Below are 15261 nucleotides of genomic sequence, written 5' to 3'. Positions count from 1 at the left end.
CCGAACAGCGTCCAGCCGCGTGCAGTCGGACGCGGTCTGCGTACCGGCGAAGACGAACGCTGGCGCCCCGACATGGCCGGCTAGCTCGCCGAGCCTGATCCGACCGGAACGGGAGTCGCGGCGACGATCCGCCGCACGATCTCCGCGATGACGGGCGCGCTTTCGTGGTGGTGCCCGAGCGCCCTGCTCGTCGGCAGCAGGCGATGCCCGAGCACCGCGACCGCCAGCATGTCGATGTCGTCGGGGAGCACGAAGTCCCGGCCGTCGAGCGCCGCCTTCGCCTTGGCGGCACGCACGAGCTGCAGGGTGGCGCGAGGGCTGGCTCCCAGCCGCAGATCCTTGTCATCCCGGGTCGCGCGAACGAGGTCGACTGCGTACTGCTTCACCGGCGCCGAGGCGAACACGCTGCGTGCTGTCGCCATCATCGCCTTCAGCTGCGCGCTCGTCACGACCGGCCCGATGCGCGACAGCGGACTGGAGGTGTCGCGGGTGTTCAGCATCGCCAGCTCCGACTCGTCATCGGGGTAGCCCATCGCGATCCGCGCCATGAACCGGTCGCGCTGGGCCTCGGGGAGGGCGTACGTGCCCTCCATCTCGATCGGGTTCTGGGTGGCGACGACGATGAACGGCGACGTCAGCCGGTAGGTCGTCCCGTCGACGGTGACCTGTCGCTCCTCCATACATTCGAGCAGCGCGGACTGCGTCTTCGGGCTCGCCCGGTTGATCTCGTCGCCGATGACGATGTTCGCGAAAACGGCGCCCGGCTTGAATTCGAAGCGTCGCTCGGCCTGGTTGTACACGGAGACGCCGGTCACGTCGCTCGGAAGCAGGTCGGGAGTGAACTGGATGCGGCTCACAGTGCAGTCGACGGATTTCGCCAGCGACTTGGCGAGCATCGTCTTGCCCACACCGGGGACGTCCTCGATGAGGAGGTGTCCCTCGGCCAGCAGCACCGTCAAGGCCGTACGGACCGCGTCGTGCTTGCCGTCGATGACGGACTCGACGTTCGCGGTGATCTGCTCGGCAGCGTGTCGCAGCTCGTCGAGGCCCATCTCGTCGGATTCGCCGAGCTCAGTGATATCGCTCGGCGCGACGGACGAGTCCGTCGGCTGGCGCGTCGGGTAGCTGTTCATGTCTCCTGCAGATAGTCGTAGACGGCGGCGGGAACGTACGGGCTGACATCCCCGCCCAGGGCTGAGACCTGTCGGACGAGCGAACTCGACACGTGGGCATTGGCGGGGTCGGGTAGGAGGAAGATCGTCTCGACGTCGGCGAGATTGCGGTTGACGATGGCCATGGGTGTCTCATAGGCGACGTCGATCTGGGAGCGGATGCCTTTGACCAGGACGTGCGCGCCGACGTCGGTGCAGTAGTCGACCAGGAGGCCGACGCTCCAGGACGCGACGACGATGTTGCCTTCGATGCCCGCGTCTTCGATCGAACGCTCGATGAGAGCGACTCGTTGGGCGATGGGAAGCAGCGCGGCCTTGTCGGGATTGTGCACCACAAGGACATGGACCTCGTCGAACAGACCGGCAGAGCGCTCGATCACATCGAGGTGCCCCAGTGTGACCGGGTCAAACGAGCCAGGGACAACGGCGATCCTGTTCATAGATTTCCAGAATAGCTGTGGAACCGGGGCATTCGTTGTGAATCTGTTACTTCCGCGCTGGAGCTAAGAGGATCACCCCTTCCCGAGAAACTCCCGCTCCTGGGCGTCGAGCCGGCGGGCCAGTGCCTCGCCGAGCGCCGGATGCCCTGCCAGGCCGCCCCGCGATTCGAGCACACCCTGCGCCGCAGCCCGCGCCTCCGCGATCAGCGCTCCGTCCTTCGCCACCCGCAACAGTCGAAGCGAGGATCGTCCGCCGGACTGCCTGCTGCCGAGCACGTCGCCTTCCTGTCGCAGTTCGAGGTCGATGGTCGCCAGCTCGAAGCCGTCCAGTGTCGAGGCGACGGCATCGACGCGTTCGCGCGCAAGGCTCCCCTCCTCCGCGCGTGTCACGAAAAGGCAGAGGCCGGGTATTCCGCCCCGACCGACCCTGCCGCGCAGCTGGTGCAGCTGCGAGACGCCGAACCGGTCCGCATCGAGGATCACCATGGCCGACGCGTTGGGAACGTCGACCCCGACCTCGATGACCGTCGTCGCCACGACCAGGTCGAGGCTGCCGTCGGCGAAGGCGCGCATGACGTCGTCTTTGGCGTCGCTCGCAAGCCGCCCGTGCAGTACTCCGATCCGCGCCTCGGCGAAGAGCGGATCCGCGCGGACCTGCGCGGCGACGGACTCGACGGATGCGGTGGGCACGACGGGACCGGAGCCCGCATCCTCGTCTTCCAGCCCTTCGCCGTCGTCCTCCGCCTCTTTCCCCGAGATCGCCGGGCACACCACGAACACCTGGCGTCCCTTCGCGATCTCTTCGGCGGCGCGTTCCCAGATGCGCCGCTCCCAGCCGGGCCGGTCGGTCAGCGGCACGACGAAGCTCTCGATGCCCTGGCGCCCGGCCGGCAGCTCCGCGATGGTCGAGACATCGAGGTCGCCGAACACGGTCATCGCGACCGTCCGCGGAATGGGCGTCGCCGTCAGCACGAGCACGTGCGGCGGAGTGCCCGCCTTGAGCCGGAGGGCCTCGCGCTGGTCGACCCCGAAGCGGTGCTGTTCGTCGACGACGACGAGCCCGAGGTCGAAGAACGTCACGGCGTCGCCCATCAGGGCGTGGGTGCCCACGACGATGCGCGACTGGCCGGAGACGGTCCGCAGCAGCGCCCTCTTACGGTCCGCCGTCGGAAGCTGACCGGTCAGCAGGGTGGGCATCAGCTCGGCGGCGAGGTCGGGCCCGAGCACCTTCACGATCGAGCGCAGGTGCTGCACGGCGAGCACCTCGGTGGGCGCGAGAAGGGCGGACTGTCCGCCTGAGTCCGCGACGGCGAGCATCGCCCGCAGCGCGACCAGGGTCTTGCCACTGCCGACCTCGCCCTGGACGAGCCGGTTCATCGGCGCGTCTTCCGCGAGGTCGGCGGCGATGGCGACACCAACGGTGTCCTGGTCGCCCGTCAGCGTGAACGGCAGCGCTTCATCGAATCGCTCGAGGAATCCACCCGGCACGGGCAGCCTGGGCTCGGCATGCTGTTTCCGCGCCGTCGCACGCTGCTGCAGCAGGGCGGCCTGCAGCACGAAGGCCTCCTGGAACCGGAGGGCGTCCCTGGCGCGCTGCCAGTGCGCATCCTTCTCCGGACGGTGGATGAGCTCGAGCGCTTCCCGGAACGGGAGGAGACCGCGTTCCACGACCAGCGCATCCGGCACCGGGTCCGGCACGTCGCCGAGCCCGTCGAGGACGAGTGCTATCGCCTTCTGCACCTGCCAGCTGGCGACAGTGCCCGTCGCCGGGTAGATCGGAATCGGTGTCTGCGCCCAGGAACGCGCCGTCTCCGCATCCGCCCCGCCCTCGTCGGCCTCGAACAGTTCGTAGTCGGGGTGCGCGAGCTGCAGTGCGCCCTTGTAGTCGGACACCTTGCCCGCGAAGATCCCTCGCACGCCGGGACGGAGGTCGCGTGCGCGCCACGCCTGGTTGAAGAACGTGAGGGTGAGGATGCCCTTGCCGTCGGAGATGCGCACTTCGAGGATGGACCCGCGCCGTGCACGCATCGGCCGCTCGCGCACCTCCAGGACCTCCGCGACGATCGTCACGTTCTCGTCGACCGGGAGCTGCGTCAGCGCGGTCAGCTCACCGCGCCTCGCATAGCGCCGCGGGTAGTGGCTCAGCAGGTCGCCGACCGTCACGACGCCGAAGGCCTTCGCGAACGCGTTCGACGTGCGCCCGCCGAGCACTCCGGCGAGCCGGGTGTCGAGCGCGATGGCGCCGTCGACGGCCGCGACCGGTGTTCCGCTCATTCTTCGATCGTAGGGGGCACATCCGTCAAAGCGGCGATCTCCGCAGCGACGTCGGGGTCGTCCGGTCGCTGGGCCGCGAGGCGCGACTGGATGGCGAGCGCTTCGGCGTCGCGGCCCAGCTCACGCAGGCACCGGGCAACGGTCCACTCCCCCATGAAACGCTGATCGCTCGTGCCGAAGTCGCGTGCGGCGACGAGCGCCGCGGCGAACTCCTCCAGAGCTGCTGCGGCGTGGCCGGCGTCGAAATGATGCCAGCCCAGGTTGTTGTGGAGCGCGATCTGCCAGCGCTGCGTGCGCTGGTCGTCGGTGGAATGCAGCTCGACAAGGGCGAGACGCGTCCAGTGGTCCTCCTTGCCGGGGTCGGACAGCGCCAGCATGTGCATCGCGTCGACCACCAGGAATGTCGACGCCGCCTCCCGGGCGGACTCGAGCGCATCGAGGAAGCGCGGGGTGGCCGCGGCCGCGTCCCTGGACGACAGTCGGACGCGCCCGCGCTCGAGCGCGACACGGGCCGCAACGACGGCTCCGAGAGGCGGGATGGCGTCGAGAACGGCGTCCGCCTCGTCGTAACGGCCCTGGAGCCCCAGCGCACGCGCACGCTGCGTTTCGAGTTCCGCCCGAACGGCGTCGCCACGCATCTCGTCGTCTTCCGCCGTACGGAATCGGCGCTCGGACTCGGCAGCATCGCCGTGATCCCAGAGTTCGTCGAGCTCGGCCTGGCCGAGGCGTACATCCGTCACATCACCATCATCACCCCGGCGGGCGCCCGCCGATAGGCTCTACACACCATGACACGCATTGTCGCCGGATTCGCCGGGTCGCTCGCACTTCAGGTCCCGAGAACCGGTACACGGCCGACCAGCGACCGTGTGCGCGAAGCGATCTTCTCGGCGCTCGAGTCGCGCGATGCGATCCGCCATTCGCGGGTACTCGACCTGTTCGCGGGCTCCGGCGCGCTCGGCCTCGAAGCAGCGAGCCGGGGAGCCGCAGCGGTGACCCTGGTCGAGCGCAGCAGCGCCGCAGCCCAGATCTGCCGGCGCAACGCCGCCGCCGTGCTCAAGGCTGCGCCGGCGACGGCCGGCCCGACCATCGATGTCGCCGTGACGACCGTGCAGTCGTACCTCACCGCATCCGGCGCCGAATTCGACCTGGTCTTCGTGGACCCGCCGTACGAGCTCTCCGACAGCGAGCTGGAACACACCCTGAAGACGCTCGTGCCGCGGCTCTCCCCCGAGGCCATCGTGTGCGTCGAGCGCAGCACGCGCACCGGCGAGCCCGACTGGCCGGCCGGCCTTACGCTCGACCGGCGCAAGGATTACGGCGAGACCGCCGTGTGGTGGCTCTCGGCCGACTGACCGGATACGCGCAGCCGGTCAGCCGGAGTGCCCGTCCCAGCCGACGTAGGGGTCCCATCCGCCGAGTTCGGCATACGGCCGTCCGTCCACGAGCACACCGGCTCCCTCCACGACCTCACCGATGCGCCGGAAGCCGGCGGGGAGCTCGGTACCGGGCGCGAACGCGGCAAGCAGGCTGTGGTCTTCGCCGCTCGAAAGCGCGGAGCGCGGGTCGGCGCCGAGAGCCGACGAGTCGATGGCGATCGCCACGCCGCTCGCGTCCGCCACCCGGTGGGCGTCGAGGGCGAGACCGTCGCTGAGATCGAGCATCGCCGTGGCGCCGGCGCGGGCTGCGAGCGGGCCGTCGGCGATCGGCGGATGCGGTCGCAGCTGCGCCAGGATCGCCTCGGGATGGTCGCGTCGAAGGTCTTCTGCCCGCTCCCGGCTGGGTCGCCCGTCGGCGTCGACGCCCGAACCGAAGAGCATCCGGAGTCCCTCGCCGGCAGCACCCAGCGGGCCGGACACCGCGACGACGTCGCCCACACGTGCTCCGCTGCGGAGCACAGGGTCGCGTCCCTCCAGGTCGCCGAAGGCGGTGACGGCGATCGTGAACGTACCGGACACGGACAGGTCGCCGCCGACAACGCCGCAGCCGGGAGCGAGCGTCTCACAGGCTTCACGCAGACCGTCCGCGATCGCCTCGAGCTCCGACACGCGAGTCTCGGCTGGAGCTGCGATCGCGACCACGAGCGCTGTCGGGACGGCGCCCATCGCGGCGACGTCGGACAGATTCGTCGCGGCGGCCTTCCATCCCAGGTCGTACGGCTCCGACCATCCCCAGCGGAAGTCCGGGCCGTGCACCATCATGTCGGTGGTCACCACATAGCGACCGTCCGGCGCCGCGAGCACGGCGGCATCGTCTCCGGGGCCGACCACCGTGACGGACGCCTTCGGCAGCCGGGGAAAGATCCTGCGGAGGGTCTCGCGTTCGTGCACCGACCCGAGGGTGCCGTCGTCGGGGTCCGTGCTCCCAGCCATCGTCATGAATGAAACGGTAGCCTGAAAGGGATGCCACTTCGTCCTGCCGCCCTGCTCGCGGTCATCCTCGCCGGCGCAGGGCTGGCGCTCACGGGATGCACCCCGACCGTCTCACTCGACCCGGCCGCCGACGCCAACAATCCGGGCTGCGCGGAGATCTCCGTTCGCCTCCCCGACTCGATCGCCGGCGAGGCGAAGCGGGAGACGGATGCGCAGGCCACGGGTGCGTGGGGCGACCCGGCCGTCGTCCTCCTCCGGTGCGGCGTACCGCCCATCGGGCCTACGACCAAGCCGTGCGTGAACGTGAACGGCATCGACTGGGTGCTGATGACGGATCCCGCCGCGAAGTCCATCGTCTACCAGACCTTCGGCCGGACACCTGCGACCGAGGTCATCATCGACCACGTGCACGGCGTCTCCGATTCGGCAGTGCTGCCCGAGTTCGCGAGCGCGATCGCGAACGTCGAGCAGAAGCAGAAGTGCCTGGACACGCTCGACACCGAGACCTCGGGCGCTACGCCGACGCCGAGCCCGACATCGGCACCGACCGCGACACCGGGGCCGAGCCCGTCGAAGTAGGGCGTCAGGCCGCAGCGCGAGCCAGCGCCACCTCGATCAGTTCGTCGATGAGGGCCGGGTAGCTGAGCCCCGACTCCTGCCAGCACCGCGGGAACATCGAAATCGGAGTGAATCCGGGCATCGTGTTGATCTCGTTGATCACGAACCCGTCTGCGGTGAGGAAGAAGTCCACTCGCGCCAGCCCTTCGCCGCCGATCGCGTCGAACGCGCGGATCGCGAGCTCCTGCATCGTCGCGAGCTCGCCCGACGTCAGATCGGCCGGGCACACCAGATCGATTCCGGGGGCGTCGAGGTATTTGGCTGCGAAATCGTAGAACTCGCGGCCGGTCATCACGATCTCACCGGCGACGGATGCGCGTGTCGGCTCCCCCGGGCGACCCCCGAGCACCGCGACCTCGACCTCACGCCCAACCAGACTCGACTCGACGAGCACCTTGTCGTCCTCCGCGAACGCGGTCGCCACCGCCTCGTCGAAGGTCGAGAGGTCGGTGACCTTGCTGACTCCGACGCTCGAGCCTGCACGCGCCGGCTTGACGAACACCGGCAGGCCGAGCCCGGCGACCCGGGCGCGGACCGCATCCGGCTCCGTGGCCCATTCGTAAGCGGACACCGTCTGCCACGGCGCGACCGGAATCCCGGCGTGCTGCAGGACGGTCTTGGTGAAGTGCTTGTCCATGCCGAGGGCGCTCGCGAGAACGCCGCTGCCGACGTACGGCAGGTCGACGAGTTCGAGCATCCCCTGGATCGTGCCGTCTTCCCCCCACGGACCGTGCAGGATTGGGAAGACCAGGTCCACATCGCCGAGCGATCGACGGGATCCGTCGGGCTCGGTCACGGTGAGCTCGCGGGTCTCCGCGCTCTCCGGCCAGTGGATGCGGGTGCCGTTGTCAGGCACGACCGGCATCGACTCGGGATTCAGCGCGAAGAAGGCCGCGTCGTCCGGCTGAAGGGTGAACACGCCGGACCTGGTGATGCCGACCGGGATGACGTCGTATCGCTCGCGATCAATCGCGGCCAGCACTCCCGCCGCCGTCGCGCAGCTGATCGAATGCTCGCTTGAACGACCCCCAAACAGAAGAGCGACTACGAGTCTGTCCGTCATCCGTGGTCCTTTCACCCTGCGGTTCGTCCGAATCCGTGGTGAGATGCGGTGCGATGTCTTTCGGTTCGAGCGTACCGGCGAGCACCTGGCTCACCTGCCGCACGATGGGCATCTCGACGCCGCGCGCCTCGGCGAGCGTGAGGATGGGCGCGACGGAGGCGAGACCCTCCGCGGTCTGGTTCATCTGCTTCACTACCTCGGTGAAGCTGTAGCCCTGGCCGAGCAGCCTTCCCGCGGTGTTGTTGCGGGAGAGCGACGACTCGCAGGTCGCGATGAGGTCGCCGAGGCCGGCGAGCCCCGAGAGTGTCTCGGCCTTGGCGCCGTACGCGACGGCGAAATCGGTCATCTCGACGAGCCCGCGCGTGATGATCGACGCCTTCGTGTTCTCTCCGTAGCCGACACCATCCACGATGCCGATCGCGACGGCGATCAGATTCTTGAGCACACCGCCGAACTCCGTACCGATCACGTCGGTGTTGACGAAGCTGCGGAAGTAGCGGTTCGTCGCGGCCATGGCAACGGCCTGTGCCGTTTCGAGGCTCGCCGACGAGACCACGGCGGCCGTCGGCTGCTCTTTGGCGATCTCGAGCGCGAGGTTCGGCCCTGAGGCGACGGCGATCCGTTCCTCATCGATCGGGAGCCCCTGGGCGATGACCTCGCTCATGCGCAGCCCCGTGCCCTTCTCGACACCCTTCATCAGGCTGACGACGACCGTCGTCGGGCCGAGGTGGGGAGCGATCGCTGCGAGGTTGTCGCGCAGGGACTGGCTGGGGATCGACACGTACACCTGCTCGGCACCGGCCAGCGCCTCACTGAGCTGGGCGGTCGCCCGCAGGTTGCGTGGCAGGTTGATGCCGGGAAGGTAGTCGCTGTTGCGCCGCCCTTCGGTGATCTCGCGCGCCAGTTCGGGACGCCGCGCCCAGAGCACGACCTCTGCGCCGCCGTCCGCCAGGATCTTGGCGAACGTGGTGCCCCAGCTGCCCGCTCCCAGCACCGCCACGCGACGGGGCGGAACGACGACCTTCTTCTCGCTAGCCTTCAAAGCGGCCGGTCTCCTTCTGGTCGTGTTCGGCAGGATTCCAGCGCTGGGCCGGTGGCTTCTCGTCCCGCAGGTCGGCGAGGAGTGCGGTGATGCTGTCCATGATCACCGTCGTCGCCTCGTTCAGCGTGGCGGCGTCGAGATTACGCCCCCGGAACGCCGACAGGTCGACCGGGTCGCCGATCTTGACGGCGATCTTCTTGGGCGGGAAGAAGCTGATCTTCTTCGAATACCGCGCCATCACCTGCTGCGTGCCCCAGTGGGCGACCGGGATCACCGGGATGTCGTGTTCGAGCGCCATGCGGGCGGCGCCTGTCTTGCCACGCATCGGCCACAGGTCCGGATCGCGTGTGAGCGAGCCTTCGGGATAGATGATCACGACCCCGCCGGAATCCACGAGCTTCTCCGCGGCCATGAGGGAGGCGTTGCCGCGCGCGTTGCTCCGTTCGACCGGGATCTGGCCCGACCTGCGAAGGATCCAGCCCACGACCGGGACCCGGAACAGGCTGCCCTTCGCGAGGAACCGCGGCACGCGGCCGAGCTTCCACACAACAGCGCCGACCATCACCGGATCGATCTCGGTGTAGTGGTTCGGCGCCACGACGTAGGCGCCGGTGCGCGGGAACTTCTGGCGGTCCGTGATCGTGAAGCGCGCCATGAGTCCGATGATCGGAAGGATCAGCCCCGCGAGCACCCAGAAAATCGACGGCGTGGCCCGTTCCGACCGCGGACGTTTCACGGGCTTTGCTGTGGCGGAAGGATCACTGGACGACGGTTGGGCGGCAGGCTTCTGCTCTGAAGACGGTTCGGGCACGAACCCATTATCCTTCGAGAACGAAGTCGGCTCCCAGCAGCTCCAGCTTGGTGATGAAGTTCTCGTACCCGCGGCTGATGATGCCGACGTTGCTCACGGTCGACGTTCCTTCGGCGCTGAGCGCTGCGACCAGGTGGCTGAAGCCGCCGCGCAGGTCGGGGACCTCGACGTCCGCGCCGTGCAGGCGCGTCGGACCGGTGATCACCGCGGAGTGGTTGAAGTTGCGCTGCCCGAACCGGCACGGGTGCCCGCCGAGGCATTCCTTGTGGATCTGGATGGTCGCACCCATCTCGACGAGGGCGTCGACGAAGCCGAACCGCTGCTCATAGACCGTCTCGTGCACGATCGACACGCCGTTCGCCTTCGTCAGTGCGACGACGAGCGGCTGCTGCCAGTCCGTCATGAACCCGGGATGCACATCGGTCTCGATCACGACCGGCTTGAGCTCGCCTCCGGGGTGGTAGAAGCGGATGCCGTCGTCGTGGATCTCGAAGGCACCGCCGACCTTGCGGAAGACGTTGAGGAACGTCAGCATTTCGGGCTGTCGTGCGCCGCCGACGAAGATGTCGCCGCTCGTGGCGAGGGCTGCAGCAGCCCAGCTGGCGGCCTCGTTGCGGTCGAAGAGCGCCGTGTGGGCGAACCCTTCGAGGCGGTCGACGCCTTCGATGCGGATCACGCGGTCGGTGTCGACCGTGATGATCGCACCCATCTTCTGCAGGATGTTGATGAGATCCATGATCTCGGGCTCGATCGCGGCGCCCTTGAGCTCCGTGATGCCCTCGGCGCGCACAGCCGTCAGGAGGACCTGTTCCGTCGCGCCGACGCTCGGGTACGGGAGTTCGACCTTCGCACCGTGCAGCCCGTTCGGGGCGGTCATGCGGATGCCGCTCGGGAGCTTGTCGACGATCGCGCCGAACTTGCGCAGTACCTCGAGGTGGTAGTCGATCGGGCGGTCGCCGATACGGCAGCCGCCGAGGTCGGGGATGAACGCCTCGCCGAGGCGGTGCAGCAACGGCCCGCAGAACAGGATCGGGATGCGGCTCGAACCCGCGTGTGCGTCGATGTCGGCCATGTGGGCGCTCTCGACAGCGCTCGGGTCGAGCAGCAGCTCGCCCTCGTCTGCGCCATCGGTCACCTTGACGCCGTGGATCTCCAGCAGCCCTCGCACGACGCGCACGTCACTGATGTCAGGCACATCGCGGAGCACACTCGGGCCTTCGCCCAGGAGTGCCGCGACCATCGCCTTGGTGACGAGGTTCTTCGCACCCTTCAGTTCGATTCGACCACGGAGCGGGATCCCACCGTTGATCGTGATCCGATCGCCTTTGAGACCGACATGTGCGCCTGCGGCTTGTGCGTCCTGAAGAAGTGAGTTCACTGCGTTTTCACCGGTAACGTTTTGGGCCGCCAGCTCTCGCGGCGGGCTTCGAATTCTGTGATGTGCGCTTCGTCACGCAGGGTCAGCCCGATGTCGTCCAGGCCTTCGAGCAATCGCCATCTAGTGTAATCATCGATCTCAAATGAAACCGTGAGGTCACTGATGCTCGCAGTCTTGGCAACCAGATCGACGGTGGCATCTATTCCCGGGTTCGCTTCGATCGCCGCCCAGAGGCGCTCAGCATCCTCTTCGGTGATCTGGCCGGCGAGGAGGCCCATCTTGCCTGAGTTGCCGCGGAAGATGTCGCCGAAGCGCGGGCTGAGAACGGCGGTGAACCCGTAGTCGCGGAGTGCCCAGACGGCATGCTCGCGCGATGAACCGGTGCCGAAATCCTGGCCGGCGATGAGGATCTTGCCCGCGCGATACGGCTCCTGGTTGAGCACGAAGTCCGGGTCCTGACGCCACGCGTAAAAGAGCGCGTCGTCGAAGCCGGTCTTCGTGACCCGCTTCAGGAAGACGGCAGGGATGATCTGGTCGGTGTCCACGTTCGAACGTCGCAGGGGCACCGCAACACCGCTCAGGGTCGAGATCTTGTCCATCAGGCGTTCACCTTTCCGCCCGTACCGTCGGTTTCTGTCCGACGCAGCATAGCTCCGTCGGCGCTGGCGTCGCGGGATCGCCACGCAATCCCCTCAGCTCCAGCGCGCAGCGAGCCCCCAGAACCGTCGCCATCGAGGTCCCACGGGCTGGAGAGCGTCCCGCGGATCGCGGTGGCCGCGGCGACCACCGGAGAGACGAGGTGGGTGCGTCCGCCCTTGCCCTGCCTGCCCTCGAAATTGCGGTTCGACGTGGATGCGCAGCGCTCGCCGGGCGCCAGCTGATCGGGGTTCATCCCGAGGCACATCGAGCACCCCGCGAAACGCCATTCCGCGCCGAACTCCTCGACGATCTTGTCGATGCCCTCGGCCTCGGCCTCGATGCGCACGCGAGCACTGCCGGGGACGACCATGACCCGCACGCCGTCGGCCTTCTTGTGACCTTTGATCACGGAGGCAAAGGCGCGGAGGTCTTCGATGCGGCTGTTCGTGCAGGAGCCCATGAAGACCGCATCCACCGGGATCGCCTTCATCGGCGTGCCCGCCTCGAGGTCCATGTACTCGAGTGCGCGCTCGGCGGCCGCACGCTCGTTCGCGTCGGCGATCGCGGCGGGATCCGGAATGGATCCGCTCAGCGAGACGCCCTGGCCGGGGTTGGTGCCCCAGGTGACGAACGGTTCGAGCTCGTTCGCGTCGAGATAGACCTCGGCGTCGAAGACCGCGTCCTCGTCGGTCGGCAGGGTCTTCCAGTATTCGACGGCGTCGACCCAGTCCTGTCCGTGCGGCGCGTGCGGGCGGCCCTCGAGATAGTCGAAGGTCGTCTGGTCGGGCGCGACCATTCCCGCGCGTGCGCCGGCCTCGATCGACATGTTGCAGATCGTCATCCGCCCCTCCATCGAGAGGGAACGGATGGCGCTGCCGCGGTACTCGAGCACGTAGCCCTGGCCGCCGCCGGTGCCGATCTTCGCGATCACAGCGAGGATGATGTCTTTGGCCGTCACGCCCGGGCGCAGTTCGCCCTCCACCGTGATGGCCATCGTCTTGAACGCCTTCAGCGGCAGGGTCTGGGTCGCCATGACATGCTCGACCTCGCTGGTGCCGATTCCGAACGCCATGGCTCCGAACGCGCCGTGCGTCGACGTGTGGGAATCACCGCAGACGACGGTGATGCCCGGCATCGTGAGGCCCAGTTGCGGGCCGACGACGTGCACGATGCCCTGCTCGATGTCGCCCAGCGAGTGCAGGCGGATGCCGAACTCTTCGGCGTTGCGACGGAGCGTCTCGATCTGCGTGCGGCTCGTCAGGTCGGCGATGGGCCGGTCGATGCCGATGGTCGGCGTGTTGTGGTCTTCCGTGGCGATCGTGAGATCGGGACGGCGAACGGGACGGCCGGCCATCCGAAGGCCGTCGAACGCCTGCGGGCTGGTCACTTCGTGTACCAGGTGCAGGTCGATGTAGATCAGGTCGGGCGAACCGTCCTCGCCCTTGACGACGAGGTGATCGCGCCACACCTTCTCGGCCAGCGTGAGGGGGGTGTGCGCGGTTTCGGTCGCGTTTGTCTCGACGTTGCTCATGACTGCGATTACTCCTTGCTTGCTTGGTGGTCAGCCAACGACAAACTCCGCGACGAGTGAGGCCTCAGATCAGGACTCGTCGCGGCAGCTAAGGAGAAGCAGACCGTACAGCACGTCGGCAGTTTATCACCGGGGCGGGATCAGGTCTGCGACCGCACGACGACGACTGTGACATTGTCACGTCCGCCCGCGGCTACGGCGGCGTCGACCAGGTCTCTGGCGGGGTCGGCCGACGGATCCGCAAGGGCGTGGGTCATGATCGCGGCGATCTCGTCGTCGTGGAGCTCCCGCGTCAGCCCGTCGGAACAGACCAGGAACACCTGCTCCCCCGTTGCCTGAATGGTCCACGTGTCGGGGTCGACGTCGTCCTCCGCACCGAGGGCACGAGTGATGATGTTTCGCTCGGGGTGGGAGTCCATCTGCGCGGCCGTGATCAGTCCGGCCTCATAGAGCTCCTGCACCGCCGAATGGTCGACGCTGAGCTGCTCGAGGCCGGTGCCGGCCAAGCGGTAGAGACGCGAATCGCCGACGTTCAGTGCAAGCCACTCTGTGTCGTCCTCAGTCGCCACCTCGACCAGCCCGACAAGTGTGGTTCCGGAGACGGCCGGACCGATGTCGTCCGGGAGTGAGAGGGCGCGCACCGCGGTGTTCGCAGCGGAGATCGCCGCGACCACCGCATCCGGATTCGCGGGAGCGTCGTCGGGGAACGCCTCGTCGAAGACGCGGATGGCGGCCTGGCTCGCGGCGTCGCCCCGCGCGTGGCCGCCGAGGCCGTCCGCCACCAGGAACAGCGGCCTCCGCGCGATGTAGCTGTCCTCGTTGAGCGAGCGCACCCGGCCAACGTCCGTCCACGCCCACACATCCGAGATGGAGGTCATCGACCCGTGTTCTCCTCGTTCGCCGACTGATCGGTCGTGTCGCTGCCGTGAATCGCTTCGGCGACGCTGACACCGGTGATGCGAAGCTTCACCAGGCTTGCAATCGTAGCGACCGCCATCGAGATGAGGATCACCGCCAGTGAAGTCCAGGTGCTGATCTCGGGCGCCCATTCCACCGGATGGCCGCCGTTGACGAACGACACTTCGTTCGTGTGGAGAGCGTGGAACACGAGCTTCACACCGATGAAGGCGAGGATGAATGCGATGCCGTATTTGAGGTATTCGAGGCGGTCGAGCAGGTGCCCGAGCAGGAAGTAGAGCTGCCGGAGACCCATCAGCGCGAAGACGTTGGCCGCGAAGACGATGAACGGACTCGTCGTGATGCCGAAGATCGCCGGGATCGAGTCGAGCGCGAAGAGCAGGTCGGTCGTGCCGAGCGCGAGGAAGACGATGATCAGCGGCGTGAACATGCGTGTTCCGCTCACCGTCGTCCGCAGTTTGAAACCCTCGTACTGGTTCGACACCTTCAGTCGCTTGCGCATGAAGCGCACGAAGGCGTTGTCCTGATCCTCGTCAGCGTCGTGCGAGCTGAACGCCTGGTGGACGGCGGTGTAGAGGAGGAACGCCCCGAAGAAGTAGAAGATCCAGCTGAAGCTCTCGATCAGCGAGGCTCCGAGGACGATGAACACCCCACGGAAGACCAGAGCGATGATGATGCCCACCATCAGCACTTCCTGCTGGTTCTTCCTGGGCACGGCGAACCTAGTCATGATCAGCACGAATACGAAAAGATTGTCGATGCTGAGGCTGTATTCCGTGAGCCAGCCGGCGAGGAACTGCCCGGCGTGCTCGGCGTCGCCGATCAGGTACATCAGCAGCGCGAAGATCAGCGCGAGGGCGACATAGAAGACGACCCAGAGCGTCGACTCCTTCGGGCTCGGGATGTGCGGGCGCTTGACGACGATGAGCAGGTCGGCGAGCAGGATCAGGACCAGGACGATCGCCGAGGTGATCTCGAACCAGGCGGGAAGAGCGAGCTCCAC

At 67.6% G+C, this 15261-nt stretch carries 15 protein-coding genes; 2 read left to right on the top strand and 13 right to left on the bottom strand.

Annotated features, from left to right (window positions below):
- Window positions 1–80: 80 nt before the first annotated feature.
- The 4 genes from AAYO93_RS06900 to AAYO93_RS06885 all read right to left on the bottom strand — a co-directional run bounded on the left by AAYO93_RS06900 (window position 81) and on the right by AAYO93_RS06885 (window position 4626).
- Window positions 81–1133: an AAA family ATPase gene (locus AAYO93_RS06900; protein ID WP_345764254.1), complete on the bottom strand. Its 1053-nt coding sequence runs from the start codon at window positions 1131–1133 to the stop codon at window positions 81–83.
- Window positions 1130–1612: a pantetheine-phosphate adenylyltransferase gene (gene coaD / locus AAYO93_RS06895; protein ID WP_345764253.1), complete on the bottom strand. Its 483-nt coding sequence runs from the start codon at window positions 1610–1612 to the stop codon at window positions 1130–1132. Before coaD ends, AAYO93_RS06900 begins: the two co-directional genes overlap by 4 nt.
- 72 nt (window positions 1613–1684) lie before the next feature.
- Complete coding sequence (locus AAYO93_RS06890; protein ID WP_345764252.1) at window positions 1685–3886, bottom strand: ATP-dependent DNA helicase RecG; 2202 nt, start codon at window positions 3884–3886, stop codon at window positions 1685–1687.
- Window positions 3883–4626: a hypothetical protein gene (locus AAYO93_RS06885; protein WP_345764251.1), complete on the bottom strand. Its 744-nt coding sequence runs from the start codon at window positions 4624–4626 to the stop codon at window positions 3883–3885. The genes AAYO93_RS06890 and AAYO93_RS06885 overlap by 4 nt, the downstream gene beginning before the upstream one ends.
- Before the next feature lie 48 nt (window positions 4627–4674).
- Between AAYO93_RS06885 and rsmD the strand changes: the two genes are divergently transcribed.
- Window positions 4675–5241 (top strand): 16S rRNA (guanine(966)-N(2))-methyltransferase RsmD, encoded by a 567-nt coding sequence (rsmD, locus tag AAYO93_RS06880; protein ID WP_345764250.1) that lies wholly within the window; start codon window positions 4675–4677, stop codon window positions 5239–5241.
- Between the two features lie 18 nt (window positions 5242–5259).
- Here the strand turns inward: rsmD and thiL are convergent, their stop codons facing one another.
- Window positions 5260–6264: a thiamine-phosphate kinase gene (thiL, locus tag AAYO93_RS06875; protein WP_345764249.1), complete on the bottom strand. Its 1005-nt coding sequence runs from the start codon at window positions 6262–6264 to the stop codon at window positions 5260–5262.
- 24 nt (window positions 6265–6288) lie between these two features.
- Between thiL and AAYO93_RS06870 the strand changes: the two genes are divergently transcribed.
- Window positions 6289–6837, top strand: a complete 549-nt coding sequence (locus tag AAYO93_RS06870; protein ID WP_345764248.1) for a DUF3515 family protein — start codon at window positions 6289–6291, stop codon at window positions 6835–6837.
- Between the two features lie 4 nt (window positions 6838–6841).
- On the opposite strand, the gene AAYO93_RS06865 is transcribed toward AAYO93_RS06870, so the two are convergent.
- From AAYO93_RS06865 to AAYO93_RS06830, 8 genes are all read right to left on the bottom strand, one after another.
- A complete protein-coding gene (locus tag AAYO93_RS06865; protein ID WP_345764247.1) occupies window positions 6842–7939 on the bottom strand; it encodes a D-alanine--D-alanine ligase family protein in 1098 nt (365 codons plus the stop codon).
- Window positions 7842–8981 (bottom strand): NAD(P)H-dependent glycerol-3-phosphate dehydrogenase, encoded by a 1140-nt coding sequence (locus tag AAYO93_RS06860; protein WP_434056674.1) that lies wholly within the window; start codon window positions 8979–8981, stop codon window positions 7842–7844. Before AAYO93_RS06860 ends, AAYO93_RS06865 begins: the two co-directional genes overlap by 98 nt.
- Entirely contained in the window at window positions 8971–9717 is a 747-nt protein-coding gene (locus tag AAYO93_RS06855) for a lysophospholipid acyltransferase family protein (protein ID WP_345764246.1), read from the bottom strand. The genes AAYO93_RS06860 and AAYO93_RS06855 overlap by 11 nt, the downstream gene beginning before the upstream one ends.
- A gap of 82 nt (window positions 9718–9799) precedes the next feature.
- Window positions 9800–11170: a UDP-N-acetylglucosamine 1-carboxyvinyltransferase gene (murA, locus tag AAYO93_RS06850; protein WP_345764245.1), complete on the bottom strand. Its 1371-nt coding sequence runs from the start codon at window positions 11168–11170 to the stop codon at window positions 9800–9802.
- Window positions 11167–11769: a 3-isopropylmalate dehydratase small subunit gene (leuD, locus tag AAYO93_RS06845; RefSeq protein WP_345764244.1), complete on the bottom strand. Its 603-nt coding sequence runs from the start codon at window positions 11767–11769 to the stop codon at window positions 11167–11169. Before leuD ends, murA begins: the two co-directional genes overlap by 4 nt.
- Window positions 11769–13340 (bottom strand): 3-isopropylmalate dehydratase large subunit, encoded by a 1572-nt coding sequence (leuC, locus tag AAYO93_RS06840; protein WP_345764243.1) that lies wholly within the window; start codon window positions 13338–13340, stop codon window positions 11769–11771. Before leuC ends, leuD begins: the two co-directional genes overlap by 1 nt.
- A 140-nt stretch (window positions 13341–13480) precedes the next feature.
- The gene (locus tag AAYO93_RS06835; RefSeq protein ID WP_345764242.1) at window positions 13481–14218 is read right to left on the bottom strand and encodes a PP2C family protein-serine/threonine phosphatase; all 738 of its coding nucleotides are present in this window, start codon (window positions 14216–14218) and stop codon (window positions 13481–13483) included.
- Window positions 14215–15261, bottom strand: a complete 1047-nt coding sequence (locus AAYO93_RS06830; RefSeq protein ID WP_345764241.1) for a TerC family protein — start codon at window positions 15259–15261, stop codon at window positions 14215–14217. Before AAYO93_RS06830 ends, AAYO93_RS06835 begins: the two co-directional genes overlap by 4 nt.

It is taken from the genome of Diaminobutyricibacter sp. McL0608, assembly GCF_039613825.1.
Lineage (GTDB): Bacteria > Actinomycetota > Actinomycetes > Actinomycetales > Microbacteriaceae > Diaminobutyricibacter.
The sequence above is the reverse complement of the archived record's forward strand: the minus strand, read 5'-3'. Positions and strand labels throughout refer to the sequence as shown.